A 19,845-nucleotide genomic window follows, 5' to 3' on the forward strand; every position below is an offset into this window, starting at 1 on the left:
GTCCTCTCCGGCAACGGCGCCGGCAACAACTGATCCCACCCCGCTCGAAAGCTCTGGCCGCCGGTTTCCACCGGCGGCCAGAGCCGTTTTCGGAGTCGGCAACCACTACCGAAATCATTTCCCATTTACATCATATTGAGACAAGAAGCCTGAGCTACACATACAGGCCACCGAGGAGCACAATGGACTCGCGGTAGTCCCCGCAGACGCGGTCGGACTTGCACAAGCCGAAGGAGGCGAGTCGAATGGCCGATCTGTCACACCACCAGGGGGACATCGGAGCGCACCCGGACGTCTCGGAAATGCGCGATCGCTACGCCCGCGTGCTCGGCGGCCGGGGGGCGGTGGGAGTCGACGGACTTCTGCTCCTGGCCGGACTGTGGGCCGCCATCTCGCCCTGGACGGTGCACTTCGCGCCCACCTCCGCACAGCTGGCACAGAACAACCTGATCATGGGCATCGCGGTCGCCGCGGTGGCGCTGTTCCTGAACCTGGCCCCGCAGCGCATGCAGGGCCTGAGCATGGCCTGCGCGGTGATCGGCGCCTGGCTGATCGTCTCCCCCTGGGTGGTCACCCGCCACCCCGACACCGGCGCGATGTGGAACAACATCATCACCGGCGCCGTCATCTGCCTGCTCGGCCTCGCGGCGGCGGGAATGATGATGAGGAAGAGCCGGGAAGCCTGAGCCGGAACCGTATCCGGAGCGGGTGAATACCGACGGTCGCCCCAGGACCGGCGCAGGCCCGGGGGCGACCGTCCGCGCATTGCGGGCCCCGGGACTTCGTGAGTTGATGCCTCCAGGAGGTGCCGCCCGCCATGACCCCATCGCATCAGGACAACACGCCGCAGAAACGACCGTCGCAGGACCGCCCCCACGGACCGCACGAGATCCTCCAGCACGGGGCGGAGTTCGACGCCGAGGCCGCGAAGCGCCGGCACGACGAGGCGCGGGCGCGGGAGGTCCACACCGCCGCGACGGACGCCCTCATCGCGCGCAGCCGCGCACTGCGGGCCACGCTGCAGGAGCTGCACCGGGTCCCCACGGGCACCCCGGAGGGCCTGCCCGCCTTCCGGCAGGCGTTCCAGGAGCACTGCACGGCGAAACAGGCCACCGTCCACCCGCTCCTGGCGCGGCACGACAAGGCGTCCGTCGCCGTGGTGCGCGACCGTGAGGACGGCGCGCAGCTGCTGCGCCGCCTGGACGACGTCATCGCCGGCAAGGTCGCCGTCGAGGGCCTGACGCTCACCACGCAGCTCGTGCTCGGCGAGGTCGACCAGTACCTCCTGCACGAGGAGCGCGATCTCGTGCCGTGGATGCAGCGCGGCCTCTGACCGGACGGAACGCGTCAGCGGCCGGGCGCGACCAGGCCGAGTTCGTACGCCGTGATGACCAGGTGGACGCGGTCGCGGGCGTCGAGTTTGGTGAAGAGCCTGGCCACGTGGGCCTTCGCGGTGGAGACGCTGATGACGAGCTCCTCGGCGATCTCGGTGTTCGACAGCCCGCGGCCCACGAGCGTCAGCACCTCGCGCTCCCGGTTGGTGACGCCGTCGACCGGGACGGGGCGCGGGGCGGCGGGTTCGGGGCGGCCGGCGAACTCCTCGATGAGCCGGCGGGTGACGCTGGGGGCGATCAGGGCGTCCCCGGCGCCGACGACACGGATCCCGTCGAGGATGGACTCCAGCGGCATGTCCTTGACGAGGAACCCGCTCGCCCCGGCGCGGAGCGCCGCGTAGACGTACTCGTCGTCGTCGAACGTGGTGAGGACGAGGACCCGTGTCGGCAGCGACGGATCCGCGGTGATGCGCCGCGCCGCCTCGATGCCGTCCATCACGGGCATGCGGATGTCCATGACGGCCACGTCGGGGCGGACTTCCCCGGCCAGCGCCACCGCCTCGGCACCGTTGGCGGCCTCGCCCACCACCTCGATGCCGGGGGTGTCGGCGATCAGCACGCGCAGCCCGCTGCGGACCAGGGGCTGGTCGTCGGTGAGGAGGACGCGGATCACCGGGCGGCCGCCGCGGGCACCGGCAGCCGGGCGGCGACGCGGAAGCCGCCCTCCGGACGCGGACCGGCGCTGAAGTCGCCGTGCAGCAGGCTCACCCGCTCGCGCATCCCGACGATGCCGTAGCCGTCGCTCCCGGCACCGCCGCTGCCGAGGTCGGTGATCTCGATGGACAGCTCCGCGTCCCGGTAGTCGACGCTCACCCGGCAGTCGCGGGTGCCGGAGTGCCGCACGACGTTGGTGACCGCCTCCTGGATGATGCGGAAGGCGGACAGGTCGATGTCGGACGGCACGGGCCGGCGCTGCCCGCGCCACCGCACGTCGACGCGGACGCCGGCGTCCCGGGTCCGCTCGACCAGCCGGTCGACGTCGTCCAGCCCCGGCGCCGGCTCCAGGGACGCCGCGCCCGGGTCGGTGCGGCGCAGCGCGCCCAGCGTGCGCCGCAGCCCGGACAGGGTCTCGCGGCTGGTGGCCTCGATGGCGTCGAGCGCCTTGCGGGCCTCGGCGGGCTGCGTCCGCAGGACGCGGCTGCCGACGCCCGCCTGGATGGCGATGATGCCGATGCTGTGGGCGACCATGTCGTGCAGTTCGCGGGCGATGCGCAACCGCTCCGCGGTGACCGCCTGGTGCGTGGCCTGCGAGCGCAGCGTCTCGGCGTGGGCCCGGCCCTGGTGGATCGTGTTGCCGATCAGCCAGGCGATGACCGCGGTCGACGCGACGGCCGCCTGGGCCGCGACCCCCGCGTCCAGGTCGCGCAGCGCCCGGGTGACCGTGTACGACGTCACCAGGACGACCGGCAGCAGGACGGCGAGGATCGACATCCGGCGCGAGCGGGTGGCGGCGATGTAGCCCACCACGGCGTCCGCCAGCAAGAACACCGCGATCGGCGCCTCCACCACCCGCGACCCGAGGGCGACGACCACGCCGCCGAGCGCCACGCCGAGGGAGACCAGCGGCGCGCGGAACAGCAGCAGGGCGCCGACGGTGGTGACGACCGCGACGATCAGCAGCGGAGCGCCCTCGATGTTGCTGTCGAGATCGGTCAGCCGACTCCATTCGTCGGGCCGTTGCAGGGAGCGCAGCAGGATGACCGCCGACCAGAAGGCCCCCACCCACACGCCCAGGGGCAGCCGTTTGAGCAGCGGAGGGCGGGGGGCGGCGGTCATGGGCCGATCGTAGGCCACGGGCCTTCACCCGCGCAGTGGCCCACGGGCGTAGTACCCCGGGCCACCCCGCGGCCCGCCGATGGTGACCGCGGGCCCGATGCGGCGCGGGGTCCGGGACCGGCACCGTTGGCGGCATGATCGAAGCCAGTCATCTCACCAAGCGCTACGGCGACACCGTGGCCGTCGACGGCCTGACGTTCACCGTGCGGCCCGGCACCGTCACCGGGTTCCTCGGCCCGAACGGGGCCGGCAAGTCCACCACCCTGCGGATGATCCTCGGCCTGAACGCCCCGACCGGCGGGTCCGTCACCGTCGACGGGGTCCCGTTCGCGAACCGCCCGCGCGGCCTGCGCCACGTCGGCGCGCTGCTCGACGCCCAGGACGTGCACGGCGGTCGCAGCGCGGCCGCGCACCTGTCGACCCTGGCGCGCGGCAACCGCATCCCGCGGCGGCGCGTCGCCGAGGTGCTGGAGGAGGTCGGGCTGGGCAGCGCGGCCCGGCGCCGCATCGGCGGCTTCTCGCTCGGGATGAAGCAGCGGCTGGGCATCGCGGGGGCGCTGCTCGGCGACCCTCCGGTGCTGCTCTTCGACGAGCCCCTCAACGGCCTGGACCCCGAGGGCGTGCGGTGGCTGCGCGGCCTGTTCCGGCGGCTGGCGTCCGAGGGCCGCACCGTGTTCGTCTCCAGCCACATGATGGGCGAGATGGAGCACACCGCCGACCGGTTGATCGTGATCGGCCGGGGCCGGCTCATCGCCGACCAGAGCCTGGCGGACTTCTCCGCCCGCAGCACCGGCACGGGCGTGACCGTGCACACCCCGGGCCTCGACGCGCTGGCGGCCGTACTGGCCGCGGAGGGCGCGTCGGTGCTGCGGGAGAACGGCACGGTGGGGACGGTGACCGGGCTGAGCGCGGCCCGGATCGGCGAACTCGCCCACACGCACCGCATCGTGCTGCACGAACTGGCCACCCGGAGCACGTCGCTGGAGAGCGCGTTCATGGAACTCACCGCCGGCAGCGTCGAATACCTCGCAGGAGATCCCCGATGAGCACGGTCGCCACCACCACGACCACCACGACCACCGCACCGCCGTCCGCGCGGACGGCCGAGCCCCCGGCACGGTTCACCGATCTCGTCGCCGCCGAATGGATCCGGCTCCGGTCGCTGCGGTCGACGTACTGGGTGCTGGCGGTCGGCGCGCTGGCCACGATCGCGGTCAACGTCAACGCCGTCCACGCCGACCTGACCTACCTCGACCGGCCGCCGCGGCCGGGCATGCCGCCGTTCGTCTACGACCCGCTCCTCCACGGTCTGAACAGCATCGGCGTCTACCTCCTGATGCTGGCGGCGGGCAGCGTCGGCGCCCTCTCGGTCCTCGGCGAGTACGCCACCGGGATGGTGCGCACGACGTTCGCCGCCGTGCCCGACCGCGGCGCGGTGGTGGCCGCCAAGGTGGTCGTCGTCTCCGCGGCCACCCTCGTCCTCGGCGCGGTGGTCTCGGCGGCGTCGTTCTTCGGCACCAATGCCCTCCTGGCCTCGCGCCACGTCGGCCTGTCGATCGGCGACCCCGGCTGCCTGCGCGCGGTCACGGCGTACGCGCTGATCGTCCCCGTGTCGGCGCTCGTCGGCATCGCCTTCGGCGCCGTCATCCGGCACGCCACGGCCACCATCGTCGCGCTGGTGACGCTGCTGTTCATCGCTCCCCTGCTGTTCGGCGGCGACCGCTACCGGATCCTCAAGGAGATCGGGAACGTCCTGCCGGTCGGCGCGGTGGACCGGCTCAAGGAGAACCCCGGCAACCCGTACCTGGATCCGGGCAGGTATCCGGCCACGATCACCGGGTCCTGGCTGGCGCTCGGCGGCTGGGCGCTCGTCTCGGTGGTCGTCGCCGTGGTCGTCGTTCGGCGCCGGGACGTGTGAGGCCGGGACGGGTGAGGACCTGCGCGCGGGCCGCGGTGTCGACCCCTGCTCGATTTACGGATCGATCCGTATCGATTATCCTGGGGCCCATGAACCGAGGGCGCCCGCGTGACCACAAGGTCGACGAAGCCGTCAGCGAGGCGGTACGGGAGATCCTGGACGGCGTCGGGTACCAGCAGTTGAGCATCGACCGCGTCGCGGCCCGCGCGGGAGTCGGCAAGGCCGGCATCTACCGGCGGTGGCGCTCGAAGGCCGAGATGGTGTTCGTCGCCGTGGTGCACGGTACGGAGATCGACCCGCCGCCGGACCGCGGCGGTCTGCGGGCCGATCTGACCGCGCTCGCCGAGCACATCCTCGTCCTGCTGTCCGCGCCGCACGCGCGCAAGGCGCTGCCGGGCCTGATCGCCGACATCGCCGCCGACCCGGAGCTGGCGACCCGGTTCGCCGCCACGTTCATCGACCGCCAGCAGGACGTCCTGACGCAGATCCTCGAACGGGCCGCCGCCCGCGGGGAGATCGGCAAGGGGGCGGATCCGGTGCTGGTGCACGCGCAACTGCTCGGCGCCGTCTTCGTCCACCTCTTCCTACTCGGCGGCACCCCGCCGTCGGACCTGCCCCGGCGGCTGGCCGACGCGGTGGCCGCCGGGCTCGACACTCCGGAGTGACCCGATGGAACTCGACCGCGTGCTCCCCGCCTATGACTTCCGCTCCCGGTTCACCCGGCGCATCGCGGCGGATCCGCCGACCGTCTGGCAGGCGCTGCGGGAGCTGTCCGGCGCGGAGCTCCCGGTCTCCCGCCGTCTGCTGATGCTGCGGTCGGTCGGCCGGAGCCGGCTCGACGGCCCGCTGCTCGACACCTTCCCGACGCCCACCCTCGTCACCGTGGAGGGCGAGGAACTGGTCAAGGGCAAGGTCGCCAAGTTCTGGCGGCTGCAGCCCGAGCTCGCACCGATCCCGCCCGGTGACGCCGCCGCCTACACGGAGTTCGCGGAGCCGGGCTGGGCCAAGGCGGCCATGAGCCTGCGGGTGATCCCCGACGGCGACACCACCGTCGTCGCCTTCGAGACCAGGGTGCAGGGCACCGACGCCCGCGCGCGCCAGGCCTTCCGCGCCTACTGGCTGCTCATCCGGCTGGGCGGCGCCACGTTCATCCGGCTCGAGGTGCTGGGGGCCGTGGCGCGCCGCGCCGAGCGCGCCGCCGCCGGAACACCGGCCTGACCGGCGTCGCCCCGCTGTGTCCCCCTGGCCCACGGTGAGGTCGCATTCCCGCCGGATCGCCGGGATCGGCGACGGTTCCATGGGCGCATGGCCCTCCGAACGAACACCACAGAACCGGGCTCCGCGCCCGCGGCGCCGGCGCTTCCGGCTGCGGCCGGGGCGGCCCCACCGGGTCGACCGCCGCTGGTGCACTGGCTCGCGGTCCTGTCGGTCACCCTGGGGATCTTCTCCATCGTCACCACGGAGATCCTGCCGATCGGGCTGCTGACGCCCATCGGCTCCGCCTTCGGGGTCTCCGAGGGCGTGGCGGGGCTGACGATGACGATGCCGGGCATCGTCGCCGCGATCGCGGCCCCGGTGGTCACGGTGACGACCGGGCGGCTGGACCGGCGGCTGATGCTGAGCGTCCTGATGGGGCTGCTGGCCCTCGCCGACCTCCTGGCCGCGCTCGCGCCCGCCTTCTGGGTCCTGTTGCTCTCCCGGGTGCTGGTCGGCGTCACCATCGGCGGGTTCTGGTCGATCGGCGCCGGCCTCGCACCGCGGCTCGTCCCGGCCGGGTCCGCCCCCCGGGCGACGGCGGTGATCTTCTCGGCGGTCCCGCTCGGCTCCGTGCTGGGCGTTCCGGCCGGTGCGCTCATCGGCCACCTGGCGGGCTGGCGGGCGTCGTTCGCCGTGATGGGCGTGCTGAGCGTGGGCGTACTGGTCGCCCTGCGCACCCTGCTGCCGCCGCTTCCCGCACGGCAGGTGACCCGGTTGGGCGTGCTGCGCGGCATGCTGCGCGAACGGAACATCCGGATCGGGCTGCTGGCCACCTTCCTCGTGGTGCTCGCCCACTTCGCGGCGTACACCTACGTGGAGCCGTTCCTGCAGCAGGTGACTCGGGTGGACGCGGGTGGGATCAGCGTGTTCCTGCTCGTGTACGGCGCGGCGGGCGTCGTCGGCAACTTCGCCGCGGGGTGGGCGATCACGCGCGGCCTGCGGGCCACCTGGATCACCTGCACCGGCCTGCTCGCCGCCGCGACGCTGCTGCTGCCGGTCGTCGGCGGCGGGTGGGTCGCGGCGCTGGGGCTGCTGGTCGTCTGGGGGCTCGCGTACGGCGCGGTCCCGGTCTGTTCCAGTACGTGGTTCGCGCGGTCGGCCCCCCGTACCCCGGAAGCGGCGACCGTGCTGTTCACCGCGTCCTTCCAGGCGACGCTGTCCGCCGGCGCCCTCGCCGGCGGGGTGATCGTCGACCGCACCTCGACCGCGACCGTCATGACGCTGAGCGGTGCGGTGGCGGCGCTCATGGCCGCGATGCTGTGGGGCGCCGGCCGGATGCGCCCGCTGCCGCCCGCACCGTGACCGGCGGAGGGGGCGTCACCCCGGACGGTGCCGCCCGGCCGCACGGCGGCGGCCGGGGCGGCCCGTCAGCGCAGCACGTCCTCGAGCTCCTGGAGCAGCCGCCGCTTCGGACGGGCCCCGACCATGGACTTCACCGGCTGCCCGCCCTCGAAGACCATGAGCGTGGGCATCGACAGCACCCCGTACGCCGACTGCGTCCCCGGATTGGTGTCCACGTCCAGCAGCACCACCTTCAGCCGGCCCGCCTGCTCCTCGGCCACCGCTTCCAGCACCGGGGCGAGCATGCGGCACGGCCCGCACCAGTCGGCGGTGAACTCCACGAGCACCGGGCCCTCGGCCGCCAGCACCTCCTCGGCGAACGTCGCGTCCGTCACCGTGGCCAACCCTGTCGCCTGCGCCATCTCAGTCCCTCTTCCCGTCGTTGTCCTGGTAACCGGCGTATTCGCAGCGCGGCGGTGAGCTCTCCGGCGCCTGCGCGGTGAACTCCACCTCCGCCCGCGCCAGCTGCGCCCCGACCTGCTCGCGCACCTCGCGCAGCCGCGCGATGACGTCGTCGAGCTCGGCGAGCTTGCGCCGGTAGACGTCCAGCGAGGCGGGACACGAGTCCCCCTCCGGATGCCCGGCCCGCAGGCACTCGACGAACGGGCGGGTCTCCTCCAGCCCGAAGCCGAAGTCCTGCAGCGTGCGGATCTGCGCCAGGAGGCGCAGATCGTCCTCGCCGTAGGAGCGGTATCCGTTCCCGGCACGGCGCGCGGGCAGCAGCCCGAGCGTCTCGTAATACCGCAGGGCGCGGGTGGTCACACCCGCTCGTTCCGCCAACTCACCGATCCGCATGACTCGACGGTAGACCTTGACCCCGACGTCAACGCCAGCGTTCCGCCAAGGCCCGCGGCGCCCGGCCGGAACCCCCTTCCGCACATTGATCTACCAAAACGAACACAAGCATGTTAGAAATACGCCATGGGTACTGCGAACCGCCTCGACGTCACACTGCGCCTGGTGCAGGGGACCGAGCGGATGGGCGTCGGGGAACTGGCGCGACGGCTGGGTGTGTCGGAGATGACCGTGCGCCGGGACCTCGACGAGCTGGAACGCCAGGGGATGGTGCGGCGAGTGCGCGGCGGGGCGGTCGCGGCCGGCCTGCCCGAGCAGGGTGCGGGGTTCACGGCGCGCGAGCCCTGGCAGGCCGCGACCAAGGACCGGCTGGGCGCGGCCGTGGCCGAGCTGGTGGAACCGGGCAGCACCGTCCTGCTCGACGCCGGCACCACCACCGTGCACGTCGCGGGCCATCTGATCGCGCGCGCACCGCTGACGGTCGCGGTCCTCAGCCTGCAGGCCGCCGTGCGGCTGGCGGACCAGCCGGGTATCCGGCTGCTCGTGCTCGGCGGGGAGTCCCGCCCCGGCGAACGGTCCCTGGTGGGGCCGATCGCCCTGCGGGCGGTGGACGGGCTCGCCTTCGACTGCTTCGTCATGTCGATCGGCGGGGTGCACGCCGAGCACGGCTGGTCGGAGTTCTCGCTGGACGACTGTGCCGTCAAGCAGACCGCGCTGGCCCGCGCCGCCCGCACCGTCGCGGTGGCCGACGCCACCAAGCTCGGGGTGCAGGCGTTCAGCCGGGTCGCCCCGCTGGACGCGGTGGACACCTTCGTCACCGACGCGGCCGGGGACGACCCGGACACCCACCCCGGCGGACCCGCCACCCTCGCCGCCCTGCGCGACGCCGGGGTCGACACCCGGCTCGCGGGCGACGCCGGCACCACGCAGCGGGCCGCCCGATGACCGCCGGGATCGACACGCCCGACCGCCGCGGGCGGACCGGACTGGACCGGGACGGCCGCGACCTGACCGGCAATCCCCGGGTGGTGGTCCGCGACGTCACGCTGCTGTCCTGCCACTGGTACGTGCTGCGCGCCGCCACCTTCGACTACCGCCACGCGGACGGGCACTGGAGCACCGAGCAGCGCGAGAGCTACGACCGCGGCAACGGCGCCACCGTGCTGCTCTACGACCCCGACCGGGCGACCGTGCTGCTCACCCGGCAGTTCCGCTACCCCGCCTACGCCAACGGCCATCCGGACGGCATGCTCCTGGAGACCGCCGCCGGCCTGCTCGACGAGGACGACCCCGAGACGGCGATCCGGCGCGAGGCCGCCGAGGAGACCGGTCACACGATCGGCGACCTGGAGCACGTCTTCGACGTCTACATGAGCCCGGGATCGGTCACCGAGCGGCTGCATTTCTACGCGGCGCCGTACAGTGCCGCGACCCGCGACACGGCGGGCGGCGGGCTCGCGGCGGAGGGCGAGGACATCGAAGTCCTCGAACTCCCCTTCGCCCGGGCCCTGGAACTCATACGTTCCGGGGAGATCGCCGACGCGAAAACCATCATGCTGCTGCAATGGGCGGCCCTGGAGGGCCCATTCGCCCCGGGCCGACGGCCTGGGAATTAATTGCGGGCCGGGCCGTCCGGCTGTCGCTCATTCCAGCGGGGACTTCGCGCCCTTGAGTTCGAACCAGACGGATTTTCCGCGGTCGGTCAGGTCCACGCCCCAGTCGCTGGCGAGTTGGTCGACCAGGGCGAGGCCCCGGCCGAATTCGTCGTCGGGACAGGCGTTGTAGAGCCGGGGCAGCAGCCTGCTGCCGTCATCGATGTGGCACCGCAGCGTCGAACCGCCGTGGGCGGTCAGCTGGATGGGGCCCGGCGCGTACCGCACCGCATTGGTGACCAGTTCGCTGACGAGCAGTTCCGCGGTGTCCGCGAAATGCTCCATCTCCCACTGCCGCAGCACGGCCCTCAGCGCCGACCTGGCGTCGCGGCACGCCGTCGGGGTACGCGGCAGCGGCCAGGGGCCGCCCGTCGGAAAGTCCCGCACCGGCTCCGGCGGCTCCATCGCCAGCAGCGGCCGCTGGCGCGGCACCGGACCCGCGTACGACCGCCCGCAACCCAGCTGCCCCAGCAGATCCGCCGAGGCGGAGGCGCCCGCGAAAGGGCGAGGTCGGCGCATAAGGACCTCCACTTGCCTTTACCGCATGGAACAGCATTACCGCGAAGTAAAAAGAGTATGTCGACTTTACCGTGGAGTAAAGTGCCGGGCATGATCGATGCGGGGAACAGCACGCCATCGCCGGAGGACCTCTCCGTGACCGAACGGCCACGCAGGCGCGCGCCCTCCCATTCCCGGGAAGCGCAGCTGCTGGACGCCGCATGCGCCGTCTTTGCGGACGCGGGCTTCCTGGCCGCCACCATGGAGGCCATCGCCGCGCGGGCCCGTTCCACCAAACCCACGCTGTACGCGCATTTCGGAAGCAAGGAAGACCTCTACCGGCACTGCAGTGAACGCGCCGCCGAGAACCTCGCCCGGCAGCTTTTCGCGGCGCAGGTGGCAGCCGGGGGCCTTTCGCTGGAACAGCAGGTGCGCGCCGGAACGCTCGCTTTCTTCGATTATGCGGCCGCCCACCCCCACGAGTTCCGGCTCCTGTTCGGCTCGGAGGCCTCGGGCACCGTCCCGGCCGCCCGGCAGCGCCTCATGACCGCCGCCACCGACCGGATCGCCGACCTCATCAGAGAGTTCGCGGCAGCGCACGACCAGCCGCCGTGGGGGGCCAGCGCCACCCTGTGCGCGTCCTTCATCGTCGGGCTCACGGTGGAGGGCGCCCGGAGCGCGCTCGGCGCCGGCCCGCTCAGTCCCCGCCTGGCGGCGGAGTTCGCGACGTCGTTCACGGTGGCCGCGCTGCGGCACATCGACCTCTCCCTGGCCGCGGCCGTCGACGCCGGATGACCGGCGCGCCCGGGCCGTGCCGCGATAATCCCCGTGCACCCGGACGGGGGCTGGGCTACCGTCGGCGCCCATGACGCCTCCTCCCCGCATCCGCCCGCCCTATGACGCCGACGAGCGCACCCAGCTGGTCGGCTGGCTCGACATGCAGCGCGCGATCATCCGCTGGAAGGCCGAGGGCCTGTCCGAGGAGGCCGCCCACCGGTCGGTCCTCCCGACCTCACCGCGGATGACGGTCGCGGGCATCGTCTCCCACATGCGGTGGGTCGAGCACTGCTGGTTCGAGGTCATGCTGCTCGGCCGCAAGGCCGAGGGCCCGCAGTTCGACGACGGGCCCGAGGACGCCGACATGATCGTCGACGACATCCCCCTGGCGCAGCTGCTGGCGGAGTACGAGCGCAGCTGCGAGGTCTCCAACGAGATCATCGCGTCCCTGTCGCTGGACACGGCCGGCAAGCACCCCGACTTCGGCGCCTCCGCCGCGACGCTGCGCTGGGTGCTCCTCCACATGATCGAGGAGACCGCCCGCCACGCCGGCCACCTGGACACCGTCCGGGAACTCGTCGACGGCGAGAAGGGCTACTACTGACCGGAGGACCGCCACGGTCCCCCGGCCCCGCCCGGGCCCCGGCAGCGTCCCCTGGTTCAGGAGACCGCCGCGGCCCGGTCCCGCGTCCCGTCCCGCGTCCGGTCCCGTGCGGCCTCGCCGGATCCGAGCGGCGCGCCGAAGCGTGCCAGGTAGTGCCAGACCTTCTTGAGCGCCTGCGGGTCGTGGCGGCCGGTGCGGACCGCCTCCCCGATGACGCGGGGATCGAGCCGGCCGTCGAGCGCGACGGCGACGCCCAGCTCGACGTACTCCCGACCGCGGAAGTCCGGGTAGCGCCGCAGCTCGTCGACGCCGAGCCGGAAGCCGCCGTGCCACTCGACGGGACAGGGCAGCCGGGCCGCCGCGGCCTCCACGTCCGTGCCGCGGTAGCTGGGATCCAGCACCAGGGCCTCCACGTCGCGGTCGAGCCGGACCGGCCCGTGGACCTGCGCCTCGATGTAGCCGTCCAGCGCGTCCAGCTCCCCCGCCACGGCCAGCTCGACCAGGGCGCAGCGGGTGGCGACACCGAAGTCGGTCGGTTCGGTGAAGCTGTCCGGATAGCAGAACGTGGACCGCGCGACGGCCTCGGCGGTCAGCCGGAAGTGCGACGAGCCGAACCGCGGGGCCGCGCCGACGGGCTCGCGGAGGTGGTCGAGCGCACCGTAGACCGGGCGCTCGTGCGCCGGGGCCTGGTCGTAGGCGCCGCCGAAGATCCGGCTCTCCCACCGCCACCGGTCCCCGCCGGGGTGGGCGGTCAGCCCGCCGTTGCTGGTGCCGGTCACGAACTGCGAGGCGTAGACGCCGTCCTGTGCCAGCCGCCGCAGGATCGGCACGCCGCCCGTCCACCGGTCGGGATGGAAGTTCATCGTCACGCGCAGCCCGGCGGGGACCGGGCCGCCCGTGGACCGGTCCGCGACGTGCCGCAGGGCTCTGGCCTGCGGCGACCGGGAAGTGTCAGCGCTCATCCGTGCAGTCTGCACGAGAGCCCCGCACCGCCGCACCCGGATTGAACGGGCCGCCGGCCGGCAGACCGTGGAGCCGGTCCGCCCGTGCGGCCGGCCGCTCAGGGCTGCGGATGCAGCACCGCCTCGGCGATCTCCCGCACCCGGTCCACGGTGATGCCGGTGCGCTGCTCCACCGCCAAGGGGTGGTCCGTGGGCTCGAGTTCGACGCGGGGGCGGCGGCCGACGGGGCGCGTGTGGACGTTCGTCTTGAGGTCCGTCGTGCTCTCCGGGTACAGGGCCAGTTCCGTCGACAGCCAGCCGAAGTACGGCCGTTCGGCCTCCCGGCCCGGGGTCTCCCACAGCTCGCCGGCCCGCGCGAAGCTCTCCCTGCTGAGTGATATCCACACGCCCCAGGCGAAGACGTCCGTGCTCCCGATCACGGGAAGCTCGATGAGTCCCCGGACGAAGAAGGCCTGGTTCCTGATCACGCACTGGTCCGACGACAACACGCTGTCGGGATCGGTGGCGTGGACCGGTTCCCAGATGTCCGGGGCCGGGGCGGAGTAGCTCATCGGGAGCTCATCGTGGTGCTCACTGCAGGAGGAGCAGAGGAAACCGAGATCGACTGACATGGCGGAGACAATATCCGCTCCCGGAGAGCGCCGAATCCGCGCCGGGCGCCGGTCATCACCCCCGGGAACCGCGCAGTCCGTCCACCAGTTCACGCGGCAGCCCGTGGGTCTCGTGCAGATAGCCGTAGTCCTGCTCGCGCAGCGACCCGTCGTAGCCCTGCCGGGAGAGCACCTGCCGGCCCCGCTCCAGCAGGCGGGAGAAGCGGCGCTCCTCGTCGAGCAGCACGTCCCGCACCGGTCCGGTCCCGCCCGGCTGGCGGAAGTGGTCGAGGGTGTGCTCCAGCGGTTCCGTCGGGAGGTCGGACAGCGTGCGCGACGGGTCGTCCCGCCACAGGGTGGTCAGCACCCGGCGGATCAGCCGGCGCAGCACGTAGCCGCGCCCGGTGTTCGACGGCAGGACGCCGTCGCCGATGACCACGACGCCGGAGCGCAGGTGGTCGTAGACGATCCGCAGCGACACCTCGTCGGTGTCCCACAGGCCGGGGACCGTGCTCGTCCACGGATCGAAGAGGTCGCACTCGTAGACCGAGGGTTTGTCCTGCAGCACGGTCAGCAGGCGTTCGAGTCCCAGTCCGGTGTCGATGGAGGGTTGGCGCAGGAGGCGCAGGCCCCCGTCCTCGCCGCGGTGGTACCGCATCGTCACGTGGTTCCACACCTCGACCCACCGCCCATCGGTGCCGGGGGTGCCGCTGGGCGGTGTGTCGCCGGTCCAGACGAAGATCTCCGAGTCGGGTCCGCAGGGTCCGGTGGGGCCGTTGGACCACCAGTTGTCCTCGCGGGTGAGTTCCACCGGCACCCCCAGCTCGTTCCACGTGCGCAGGGAGTCGGTGTCGGGTCCGACCTGCTCGTCACCGCCGAAGACCGTGACGTGCAGCAGGCCGGGCGGGATGCCGAAGCCGTCGCGCAGCAGCTCGTACCCCCAGCGCAGGCTCTGCGGGCCGCCGTACTCCCCCAGGGACCAGGAGCCCAGCATCTCGAAGACGGTCAGGTGCGTGGGGTCGCCGACCTCGTCGAGGTCGGTGGTGCGCAGGCAGCGCTGGAGGCCGACCAGGCGCCGGCCGAGCGGGTGCGGCCGGCCGAGCAGGTACGGGGTGAGGGGGTGCATGCCGGAGGTGGTGAACAGCACCGGGTCCCCCGGTGGCCGCAGGAGCGAGTCACCGGTGATGCGCTGGTGTCCGCGGTCGCGGAAGAAGTCGACGAACGTGCTGACGGTCCGGTCGGTGTTCATGGCGGTTCCTTCGGGTCATGGGACCGGAAAGGGAACCGGGAACACGGGCTGCCGACCAGGGGTCGTACAGCGCACCGGCGGCCGTTTCCGGTCGCCGGGGACGAGGAGTGGGGTCAGGCGGCGGCAACCGACGAGCTGGTAGCTCGCGCGGTCGCGGCGGTGACGCACCTGGTGATCTCCATGCCTTCGACGGTAACAGGGGCGCCCGCCGGTGCGCCCGTGGTTTTCCGGGCCGCGGTCGGCCGCGCCCGAACGCTCCCGGCCCGCCGTTCCGGCTCCGTGACGTGGGGCACACACGGCGGTGCGCTGTCACACTCCGGCCCGCCGGACGGCTCTCGGGAGGGACTGGGAAACGCCTTCCCAGCCGATGCAGCCGACCCAGCAGACCCAGCAGACCCAGTAGAGGACGACAGCCCATGATCATGATCACCGGTGCCACCGGGAACTTCGGCCGCCCGCTCGTCGCGGAACTCGCCGCGCAGGGAAGCAAGGTGCGGGCGCTGACCCGCACGCCCGCCGCCGTGCGCCTGCCGGCCGGGGTCGAGCCGTGCGACAGCGCCGCGCCCGACTTCGCGGGCGTGCGCGCGCTCGTCGTGAACATCGCCGGGGCTCCCGGCAGCACCACGGCTCTGCTGGACGCCGCCAAGGCGGCCGGTGTGCGCCGGGTCGTCACGCTCTCCTCGCTGCTGGTGGCGACGGAGGGCGAGTCCCCGGCCGAGGGCAGCACCGCCGCGCTCCACCGGGACATCGAGGTGGCGGTGGAGGCGGGCTTCCCGCAGTGGACGCACCTGCGCCCCGGCGCCTTCGCGTCGAACTCCCTGCAGTGGGCGGCGCAACTGCGGGCCGGCGACGTCGTGCACGGTCCCTACGCCGGCGCCTGCACCGCGCCGGTCCATGAGGCGGACCTCGCCGCCGTCGCCGTCCGGGCGCTGCTCGGCGACGACCTGCTCGGGCTGGCTCCCTCGTTGACCGGGCCGCAGGAACTGACCCTCGCGGAACAGGTGCAGACCCTCGGGGCGGTGCTGGGCCGCCCGCTGCGGTACCAGGAGCTCAGCCCCGCGGCCGCCAAGGCCGCGATGCTCGCCCAGAGCTCGTGGGTCCAGGAGGCGATGGTCGACTCCCTGCTGGACTTCCTCGCCGGGACGGTCGGGCGTCCCGCCCTGGTCACCGGTGAGGTCGAGCGCATCCTGGGCCGTCCCGCGCTGACCTACGCGCAGTGGGCCGAGGCCAACGCCGCCGCCTTCGCCGCCGCTTCCTGACCGACCGGCGGCGCACCCCCGGACCGGGCCCGGCGGCCCGATCCGGGGGCAGGGTCCGGGGCGCGTCTACAGCCGAACGCCGGACACCGGGCCCAGCAGGGACCAGCTCCTGCCGTCCCCCCAGAAGGACGTCTCGTCGACGTAGGGCCGCAGCAGCTCGGTGAGTTCCGCGTCGCCGCGGTGGTTGAGCTCGTCGGACGCGATCTTCCGCGCCACGCCGGCGAGGAAGTCGGCGAGCTGGATGCGGGCGTCCGACCGGGAGCTGACGAGCGTCACGCTCGTCAGCCGGCCCCGCGGCCCGTACCCGGGCCCGACGGGGTGCGCCTCGGCGAACAGCCGCTGGAGCTGGGCGATCCGTTCCTCGGTCAGCGTGTTGTTCCGGTCGTGCACGAGGGCGACCGGCCGGGTGCCCTCGCTCCAGTGCGCCACGGTCCGCAGGACCGACGGGATCAGCGGGTCCAGCGCGGGGATCAGGGCCGGGTCGTCGAGCAGCCGGGCCCGGAAGGAGTCCGCGGGCGCTCTGGCCGCGGCGAGCCGCTCCAGGATGTCGTCGACCGGGGTGCCCGCACCGGGGCCGCGCAGCTTGTCGACGGTGCGGAAGAACGACTCGACCGGGGTGCGCTCGCCCCAGAGGTTCTTGGTGCGCATCAGGTTGTTCGCCGACTCCAGGAACTCCTGCCACAGCTCCGACCCGAAGGTCCCGGGCCCCTCGCGGTACAGCTCGACGGCCAGCGCGTGCGCCTCCTCGTCCCGGCTCAGGCCCGCGCTGGCCGCGTGCGCGGCGTTCCCGAGCAGCAGGTCGACCGCCCGGCCGACGACGAAGAACGCCTTGTCGGTCAGGTGTACCTGCGCGTGGCCGTGGATCGGGCCCAACGGCCCGAGCAGCCAGGTCAGGACCGGCCGGTGCTTCTCGCGGAGCAGGTGGTTCGCCTTGTACTCCTGCGCGGGCGAGCGGATCCTGTTCCGTATCTCCTGGATGCTGGCCGCCGCCACGGCGACCTCCAACCGCACGCCGGCATGGGCGAACACGTCCGTGTTGCCCCCCAGGAGGTTCTCGCCGTCGGAACCCGACTCGTCGCAGGCGACCTCGACGAGCCCGCCGGTCGCCGCCGCAGGGAGAGGTTCCTCCCGGTCGCCTGTCACTGCCTGGTCCTCCCGCGGATGGACATGCCCGCCATCATCGGTGATCAGCGCGCGATCCACCATGACTTTTCCACCCCCGTCGCCCCTGGGCACCGGCCGGGCGCACCTGGCCGGCCACCGGGCGGTCGCGGCAGCGTAAACCGGGTGACCGGACGGCGGGCGCCTTCTACGCTCGGCGGCATGGACGGGGCCACGGGACTGCTGAACGTCATCGATGTCGAGGCGACCTGCTGGGCCGGCATGCCGCCGCCCGGGGCGGTCAGCGAGATCATCGAGATCGGGCTGACCGTCGTCGACCTCGACACGGACGAGCGGGTCGCGCGCCACCGCATCCTGGTGCGGCCCGCACGGTCCGCCGTCAGCGCCTTCTGCACCGAGCTGACGGGGCTGACGCAGGCCGAGGTGGACACCGGCGTCGCGTTCGCCGAGGCCTGCCGGCTGCTGGCCGCCGAACACCGGGCGGGGAGCCGGCCGTGGGCCAGCTGGGGCGACTACGACCGGCACCAGTTCACCCGGCAGTGCCTGGCGACCGGCACCGCGTATCCCTTCGGATCCCGGCACACCAACGCGAAGCTGGCCTTCACCCAGGCGCACGGACTGCGCAAGCGCCCCGGCATGGCCCAGGCCCTGCGGATCGCCGGGCTGCCGCTGGAGGGCCGCCACCACCGCGGCGAGGACGACGCCTGGAACATCGCGGCCCTCATCCTCACACTGACCGCGGGCGGCACCTGGCCCGGCACGCCGGCACCCTGACCGCACGCTGACAGGGCCGGTCCCCGGCTACGGGCCGTGGTGCCGCAGACGGCTGTCGCCGCCCCCGGCCGGGCGGTACGGCGGGATGGTCCGGCCCGGCTGGTAGTGCGCGCCCTGGCGCAGGTGCCGGACCACCACGAGCAGGTCCACGACGGCCACCGCGGCCACCGCCGCGAGCGCGAGCGCCCACACCGGATGGCCCGCCACGGCGAACCCCACGGCGCCGCCCACCGCCCAGAGCAGCCCGAACGCGGCCAGCCCCAGCCGCAGCCGCAGGGCGCTGCGCGCGGTCAGCGGTTCGCTTCCGGTACGCATGGTGATGCATCACCTCCCCTCCAGCATCCACCTTCGGGGCGCCGGGTGCGAGCGTCAGCCGCCCGAACCGAACACCGTGCCCGCGCAGGTGTCCTGGTCCGCGGAGCGGGCGTCGGACACGACCGTGGAGGGGAGCGCGGTGGGCGTCCCGGTCGGCTGCGCGGAGTCCCCGCCGGGCGGGTACTTCCCGCCGGTGGTCGCCGAAGCGGAGGGAGTCGGCGTCGCGGGCGGGGTGGTCGCCGTACCGGCGGCGTCCTTTCCGTCGATGGTGCGGTCGGCCTTGAGGGTGGCCCACAGGGTGTCCACGGCGGGATGGACCAGCTCGACGCGCTCACCGCTGAAGCGCCAGGGGGTCGTCAGGAACTTCAGGTCGGGCAGGTCGATGTGTTTCAGCGACGTGCCGAACTCCAGCAGCGCCGTGACCGAGCCGAGGCCGGGGTCCACGATCAGCGACTTCGTCGCGGCGTCCGCGAGCGGCAGCAGCGTGGTGGGGTTGATGCCCTGCCCCTTGATCTTCGCCACCAGGGAGCCGAGGAAGGCCTGCTGGCGCATCATCCGGCCGATGTCGGAGCCGTCCCCGATGCCGTGGCGCAACCGCACGTAGTCCAGCGCCCGCTGGCCCTGGACGTTCTGCTTGCCCTTGGCGAGGACCAGGTTGCCCCGGGCGCCCAGCTTCGGGTTGACGTCGCGCTCGTAGATGTCGTTCGGCAAGCAGACCTCCACCCCGTGGACGGCCTTCGTCATGGCCGCGAAGCCCTCGAAGTTCGCCACGATGGTGTGGTCCACCCGCAGCCCGGTGAGCTTCTCGACGGTGTTCTGCGTGCAGGCCGGGTTGCCCGCGTCGGTCTCCCCGACCGAGAACGCCTCGTTGAACATCGTGTGCGTCCGCTCACTGGTCCAACTGCCGTCCGGCAGGCGGCAGGCCGGGATGGTGACCAGGGTGTCGCGGGGGATGGAGATGCCGATGGCGTGCCGGTGGTCGGCGTAGACGTGCAGCAGGATCGTGGTGTCCGAGCGGGCCGTGCCGCTCTCGCCGCCGCCCAGGCTGCTGTTGTTGCCGCCGCGCGAGTCGGATCCGATGAGCAGGACGTTGACGGGGGTGTTCCCGGTGGCGTCCGGTTCGGCGGCGGGCGGGCGGTCCGCGCTCAGCGCCTCGGCGGGGAAGGTCGTCAGGTTGCTGTTGAGGCGGTAGTAGATGGCGCCGGCCGAGACGACCAGCAGGACCAGCGTGCCGACGGCCGTCCAGGCGATGATCCTCCGGGCCCGGCGACGGGGCCGGCGTGCCGCCGGTATCGCGGGATCGTCGGCGCCGGCCTCGGGTATCCCCTCCGAAGCGGCCCCGTCGTGGTCGTGCGTCTGGTCCCGCGCGCCTGGCATCTGCGTCCCTCTCCCCTGGTGTGCGGATCATGCGTCGCACACCGGAGATGGTCGCAGACAGATATGAGGATAATGTTAGATCTCTCGAACACATCCGAACACCCGGCGCCGGCAGGGTCGCCGTCGGACGCGTACGACGTCCGCAGCGCCGTGGCGTGGCGGCCCCGCCGGTCTCCCGGCCGCCC

The 19,845-nt window shown here is 73.0% G+C and carries 24 protein-coding genes; 13 read left to right on the forward strand and 11 right to left on the reverse strand.

Annotated elements, in window-relative coordinates; genetic code table 11:
• The first annotated feature begins 245 nt into the window (after positions 1-245).
• Positions 246-686 (forward strand): SPW repeat protein, encoded by a 441-nt coding sequence (locus ABZ721_RS11160; RefSeq protein ID WP_358788347.1) that lies wholly within the window; start codon positions 246-248, stop codon positions 684-686.
• Positions 687-817: 131 nt separating this feature from the next.
• Entirely contained in the window at positions 818-1,333 is a 516-nt protein-coding gene (locus tag ABZ721_RS11165; protein ID WP_358788348.1) for a hypothetical protein, read from the forward strand.
• 14 nt (positions 1,334-1,347) lie between these two features.
• Here the strand turns inward: ABZ721_RS11165 and ABZ721_RS11170 are convergent, their stop codons facing one another.
• Entirely contained in the window at positions 1,348-2,007 is a 660-nt protein-coding gene (locus ABZ721_RS11170) for a response regulator transcription factor (RefSeq protein WP_358788349.1), read from the reverse strand.
• Positions 2,004-3,170: a histidine kinase gene (locus ABZ721_RS11175; RefSeq protein ID WP_358788350.1), complete on the reverse strand. Its 1,167-nt coding sequence runs from the start codon at positions 3,168-3,170 to the stop codon at positions 2,004-2,006. Before ABZ721_RS11175 ends, ABZ721_RS11170 begins: the two co-directional genes overlap by 4 nt.
• Positions 3,171-3,304: 134 nt before the next feature.
• On the opposite strand from ABZ721_RS11175, the gene ABZ721_RS11180 reads away from it, so the two are divergent.
• The 5 genes from ABZ721_RS11180 (at position 3,305) to ABZ721_RS11200 (ending at position 7,647) form a co-directional block, all read left to right on the forward strand.
• Positions 3,305-4,216: an ATP-binding cassette domain-containing protein gene (locus ABZ721_RS11180; protein ID WP_358788351.1), complete on the forward strand. Its 912-nt coding sequence runs from the start codon at positions 3,305-3,307 to the stop codon at positions 4,214-4,216.
• Positions 4,213-5,088 carry an ABC transporter permease gene (locus ABZ721_RS11185; protein ID WP_358788352.1) on the forward strand — a complete coding sequence of 292 codons (876 nt, stop codon included), beginning with the start codon at positions 4,213-4,215 and terminating at the stop codon, positions 5,086-5,088. Before ABZ721_RS11180 ends, ABZ721_RS11185 begins: the two co-directional genes overlap by 4 nt.
• A gap of 89 nt (positions 5,089-5,177) precedes the next feature.
• Entirely contained in the window at positions 5,178-5,753 is a 576-nt protein-coding gene (locus ABZ721_RS11190; protein ID WP_358788353.1) for a TetR/AcrR family transcriptional regulator, read from the forward strand.
• A gap of 4 nt (positions 5,754-5,757) precedes the next feature.
• Positions 5,758-6,306, forward strand: a complete 549-nt coding sequence (locus ABZ721_RS11195) for a hypothetical protein (RefSeq protein WP_358788354.1) — start codon at positions 5,758-5,760, stop codon at positions 6,304-6,306.
• Between the two features lie 87 nt (positions 6,307-6,393).
• On the forward strand, positions 6,394-7,647 hold the full coding sequence (locus ABZ721_RS11200; protein WP_358788355.1) for an MFS transporter: 1,254 nt from the start codon (positions 6,394-6,396) through the stop codon (positions 7,645-7,647).
• Positions 7,648-7,712: 65 nt separating this feature from the next.
• Here the strand turns inward: ABZ721_RS11200 and trxA are convergent, their stop codons facing one another.
• Together trxA and ABZ721_RS11210 are read right to left on the reverse strand one after the other, a co-directional pair.
• Entirely contained in the window at positions 7,713-8,048 is a 336-nt protein-coding gene (gene trxA / locus ABZ721_RS11205; RefSeq protein WP_358788356.1) for a thioredoxin, read from the reverse strand.
• 1 nt (position 8,049) lies between these two features.
• Positions 8,050-8,481: a MerR family transcriptional regulator gene (locus ABZ721_RS11210; RefSeq protein WP_358788357.1), complete on the reverse strand. Its 432-nt coding sequence runs from the start codon at positions 8,479-8,481 to the stop codon at positions 8,050-8,052.
• 126 nt (positions 8,482-8,607) lie between these two features.
• Here ABZ721_RS11210 and ABZ721_RS11215 point away from each other — a divergent pair, with 126 nt between their 5' ends.
• Positions 8,608-9,426 carry a DeoR/GlpR family DNA-binding transcription regulator gene (locus ABZ721_RS11215; RefSeq protein ID WP_358788358.1) on the forward strand — a complete coding sequence of 273 codons (819 nt, stop codon included), beginning with the start codon at positions 8,608-8,610 and terminating at the stop codon, positions 9,424-9,426.
• Entirely contained in the window at positions 9,423-10,097 is a 675-nt protein-coding gene (locus ABZ721_RS11220) for an NUDIX domain-containing protein (RefSeq protein ID WP_358788359.1), read from the forward strand. The genes ABZ721_RS11215 and ABZ721_RS11220 overlap by 4 nt, the downstream gene beginning before the upstream one ends.
• Before the next feature lie 27 nt (positions 10,098-10,124).
• On the opposite strand, the gene ABZ721_RS11225 is transcribed toward ABZ721_RS11220, so the two are convergent.
• A complete protein-coding gene (locus ABZ721_RS11225; protein WP_358788360.1) occupies positions 10,125-10,652 on the reverse strand; it encodes an ATP-binding protein in 528 nt (175 codons plus the stop codon).
• Between the two features lie 90 nt (positions 10,653-10,742).
• Between ABZ721_RS11225 and ABZ721_RS11230 the strand changes: the two genes are divergently transcribed.
• Both ABZ721_RS11230 and ABZ721_RS11235 read left to right on the forward strand, forming a co-directional pair.
• Positions 10,743-11,426 (forward strand): TetR/AcrR family transcriptional regulator, encoded by a 684-nt coding sequence (locus ABZ721_RS11230; protein ID WP_358788361.1) that lies wholly within the window; start codon positions 10,743-10,745, stop codon positions 11,424-11,426.
• Between the two features lie 70 nt (positions 11,427-11,496).
• On the forward strand, positions 11,497-12,012 hold the full coding sequence (locus tag ABZ721_RS11235) for a DinB family protein (protein WP_358788362.1): 516 nt from the start codon (positions 11,497-11,499) through the stop codon (positions 12,010-12,012).
• A 56-nt stretch (positions 12,013-12,068) separates the two neighbouring features.
• On the opposite strand, the gene ABZ721_RS11240 is transcribed toward ABZ721_RS11235, so the two are convergent.
• The 3 genes from ABZ721_RS11240 to ABZ721_RS11250 all read right to left on the reverse strand — a co-directional run bounded on the left by ABZ721_RS11240 (position 12,069) and on the right by ABZ721_RS11250 (position 14,813).
• Positions 12,069-12,974 (reverse strand): DUF3626 domain-containing protein, encoded by a 906-nt coding sequence (locus ABZ721_RS11240; RefSeq protein WP_358788363.1) that lies wholly within the window; start codon positions 12,972-12,974, stop codon positions 12,069-12,071.
• Between the two features lie 98 nt (positions 12,975-13,072).
• Positions 13,073-13,585: a DUF2199 domain-containing protein gene (locus ABZ721_RS11245; protein ID WP_358788364.1), complete on the reverse strand. Its 513-nt coding sequence runs from the start codon at positions 13,583-13,585 to the stop codon at positions 13,073-13,075.
• A 55-nt stretch (positions 13,586-13,640) separates the two neighbouring features.
• Positions 13,641-14,813 (reverse strand): alanine--tRNA ligase-related protein, encoded by a 1,173-nt coding sequence (locus ABZ721_RS11250; RefSeq protein ID WP_358788365.1) that lies wholly within the window; start codon positions 14,811-14,813, stop codon positions 13,641-13,643.
• A gap of 416 nt (positions 14,814-15,229) precedes the next feature.
• On the opposite strand from ABZ721_RS11250, the gene ABZ721_RS11255 reads away from it, so the two are divergent.
• Positions 15,230-16,072, forward strand: coding sequence for an NAD(P)H-binding protein (locus tag ABZ721_RS11255; RefSeq protein ID WP_358788366.1), 843 nt, complete (start codon positions 15,230-15,232; stop codon positions 16,070-16,072).
• 66 nt (positions 16,073-16,138) lie between these two features.
• On the opposite strand, the gene ABZ721_RS11260 is transcribed toward ABZ721_RS11255, so the two are convergent.
• Entirely contained in the window at positions 16,139-17,215 is a 1,077-nt protein-coding gene (locus ABZ721_RS11260) for a DUF3800 domain-containing protein (RefSeq protein WP_358788367.1), read from the reverse strand.
• A 180-nt stretch (positions 17,216-17,395) separates the two neighbouring features.
• Between ABZ721_RS11260 and ABZ721_RS11265 the strand changes: the two genes are divergently transcribed.
• Positions 17,396-17,968, forward strand: a complete 573-nt coding sequence (locus ABZ721_RS11265) for a 3'-5' exonuclease (protein WP_358788368.1) — start codon at positions 17,396-17,398, stop codon at positions 17,966-17,968.
• Positions 17,969-17,995: 27 nt separating this feature from the next.
• Here the strand turns inward: ABZ721_RS11265 and ABZ721_RS11270 are convergent, their stop codons facing one another.
• Together ABZ721_RS11270 and ABZ721_RS11275 are read right to left on the reverse strand one after the other, a co-directional pair.
• Positions 17,996-18,283, reverse strand: coding sequence for a DUF6343 family protein (locus ABZ721_RS11270; RefSeq protein WP_358788369.1), 288 nt, complete (start codon positions 18,281-18,283; stop codon positions 17,996-17,998).
• 54 nt (positions 18,284-18,337) lie between these two features.
• Complete coding sequence (locus ABZ721_RS11275; RefSeq protein ID WP_358788370.1) at positions 18,338-19,660, reverse strand: LCP family protein; 1,323 nt, start codon at positions 19,658-19,660, stop codon at positions 18,338-18,340.
• Positions 19,661-19,845 lie beyond the last annotated feature (185 nt).

Source organism: Streptomyces sp. NPDC006733 (assembly GCF_040636125.1).
Classification (GTDB): Bacteria; Actinomycetota; Actinomycetes; order Streptomycetales; family Streptomycetaceae; genus Actinacidiphila.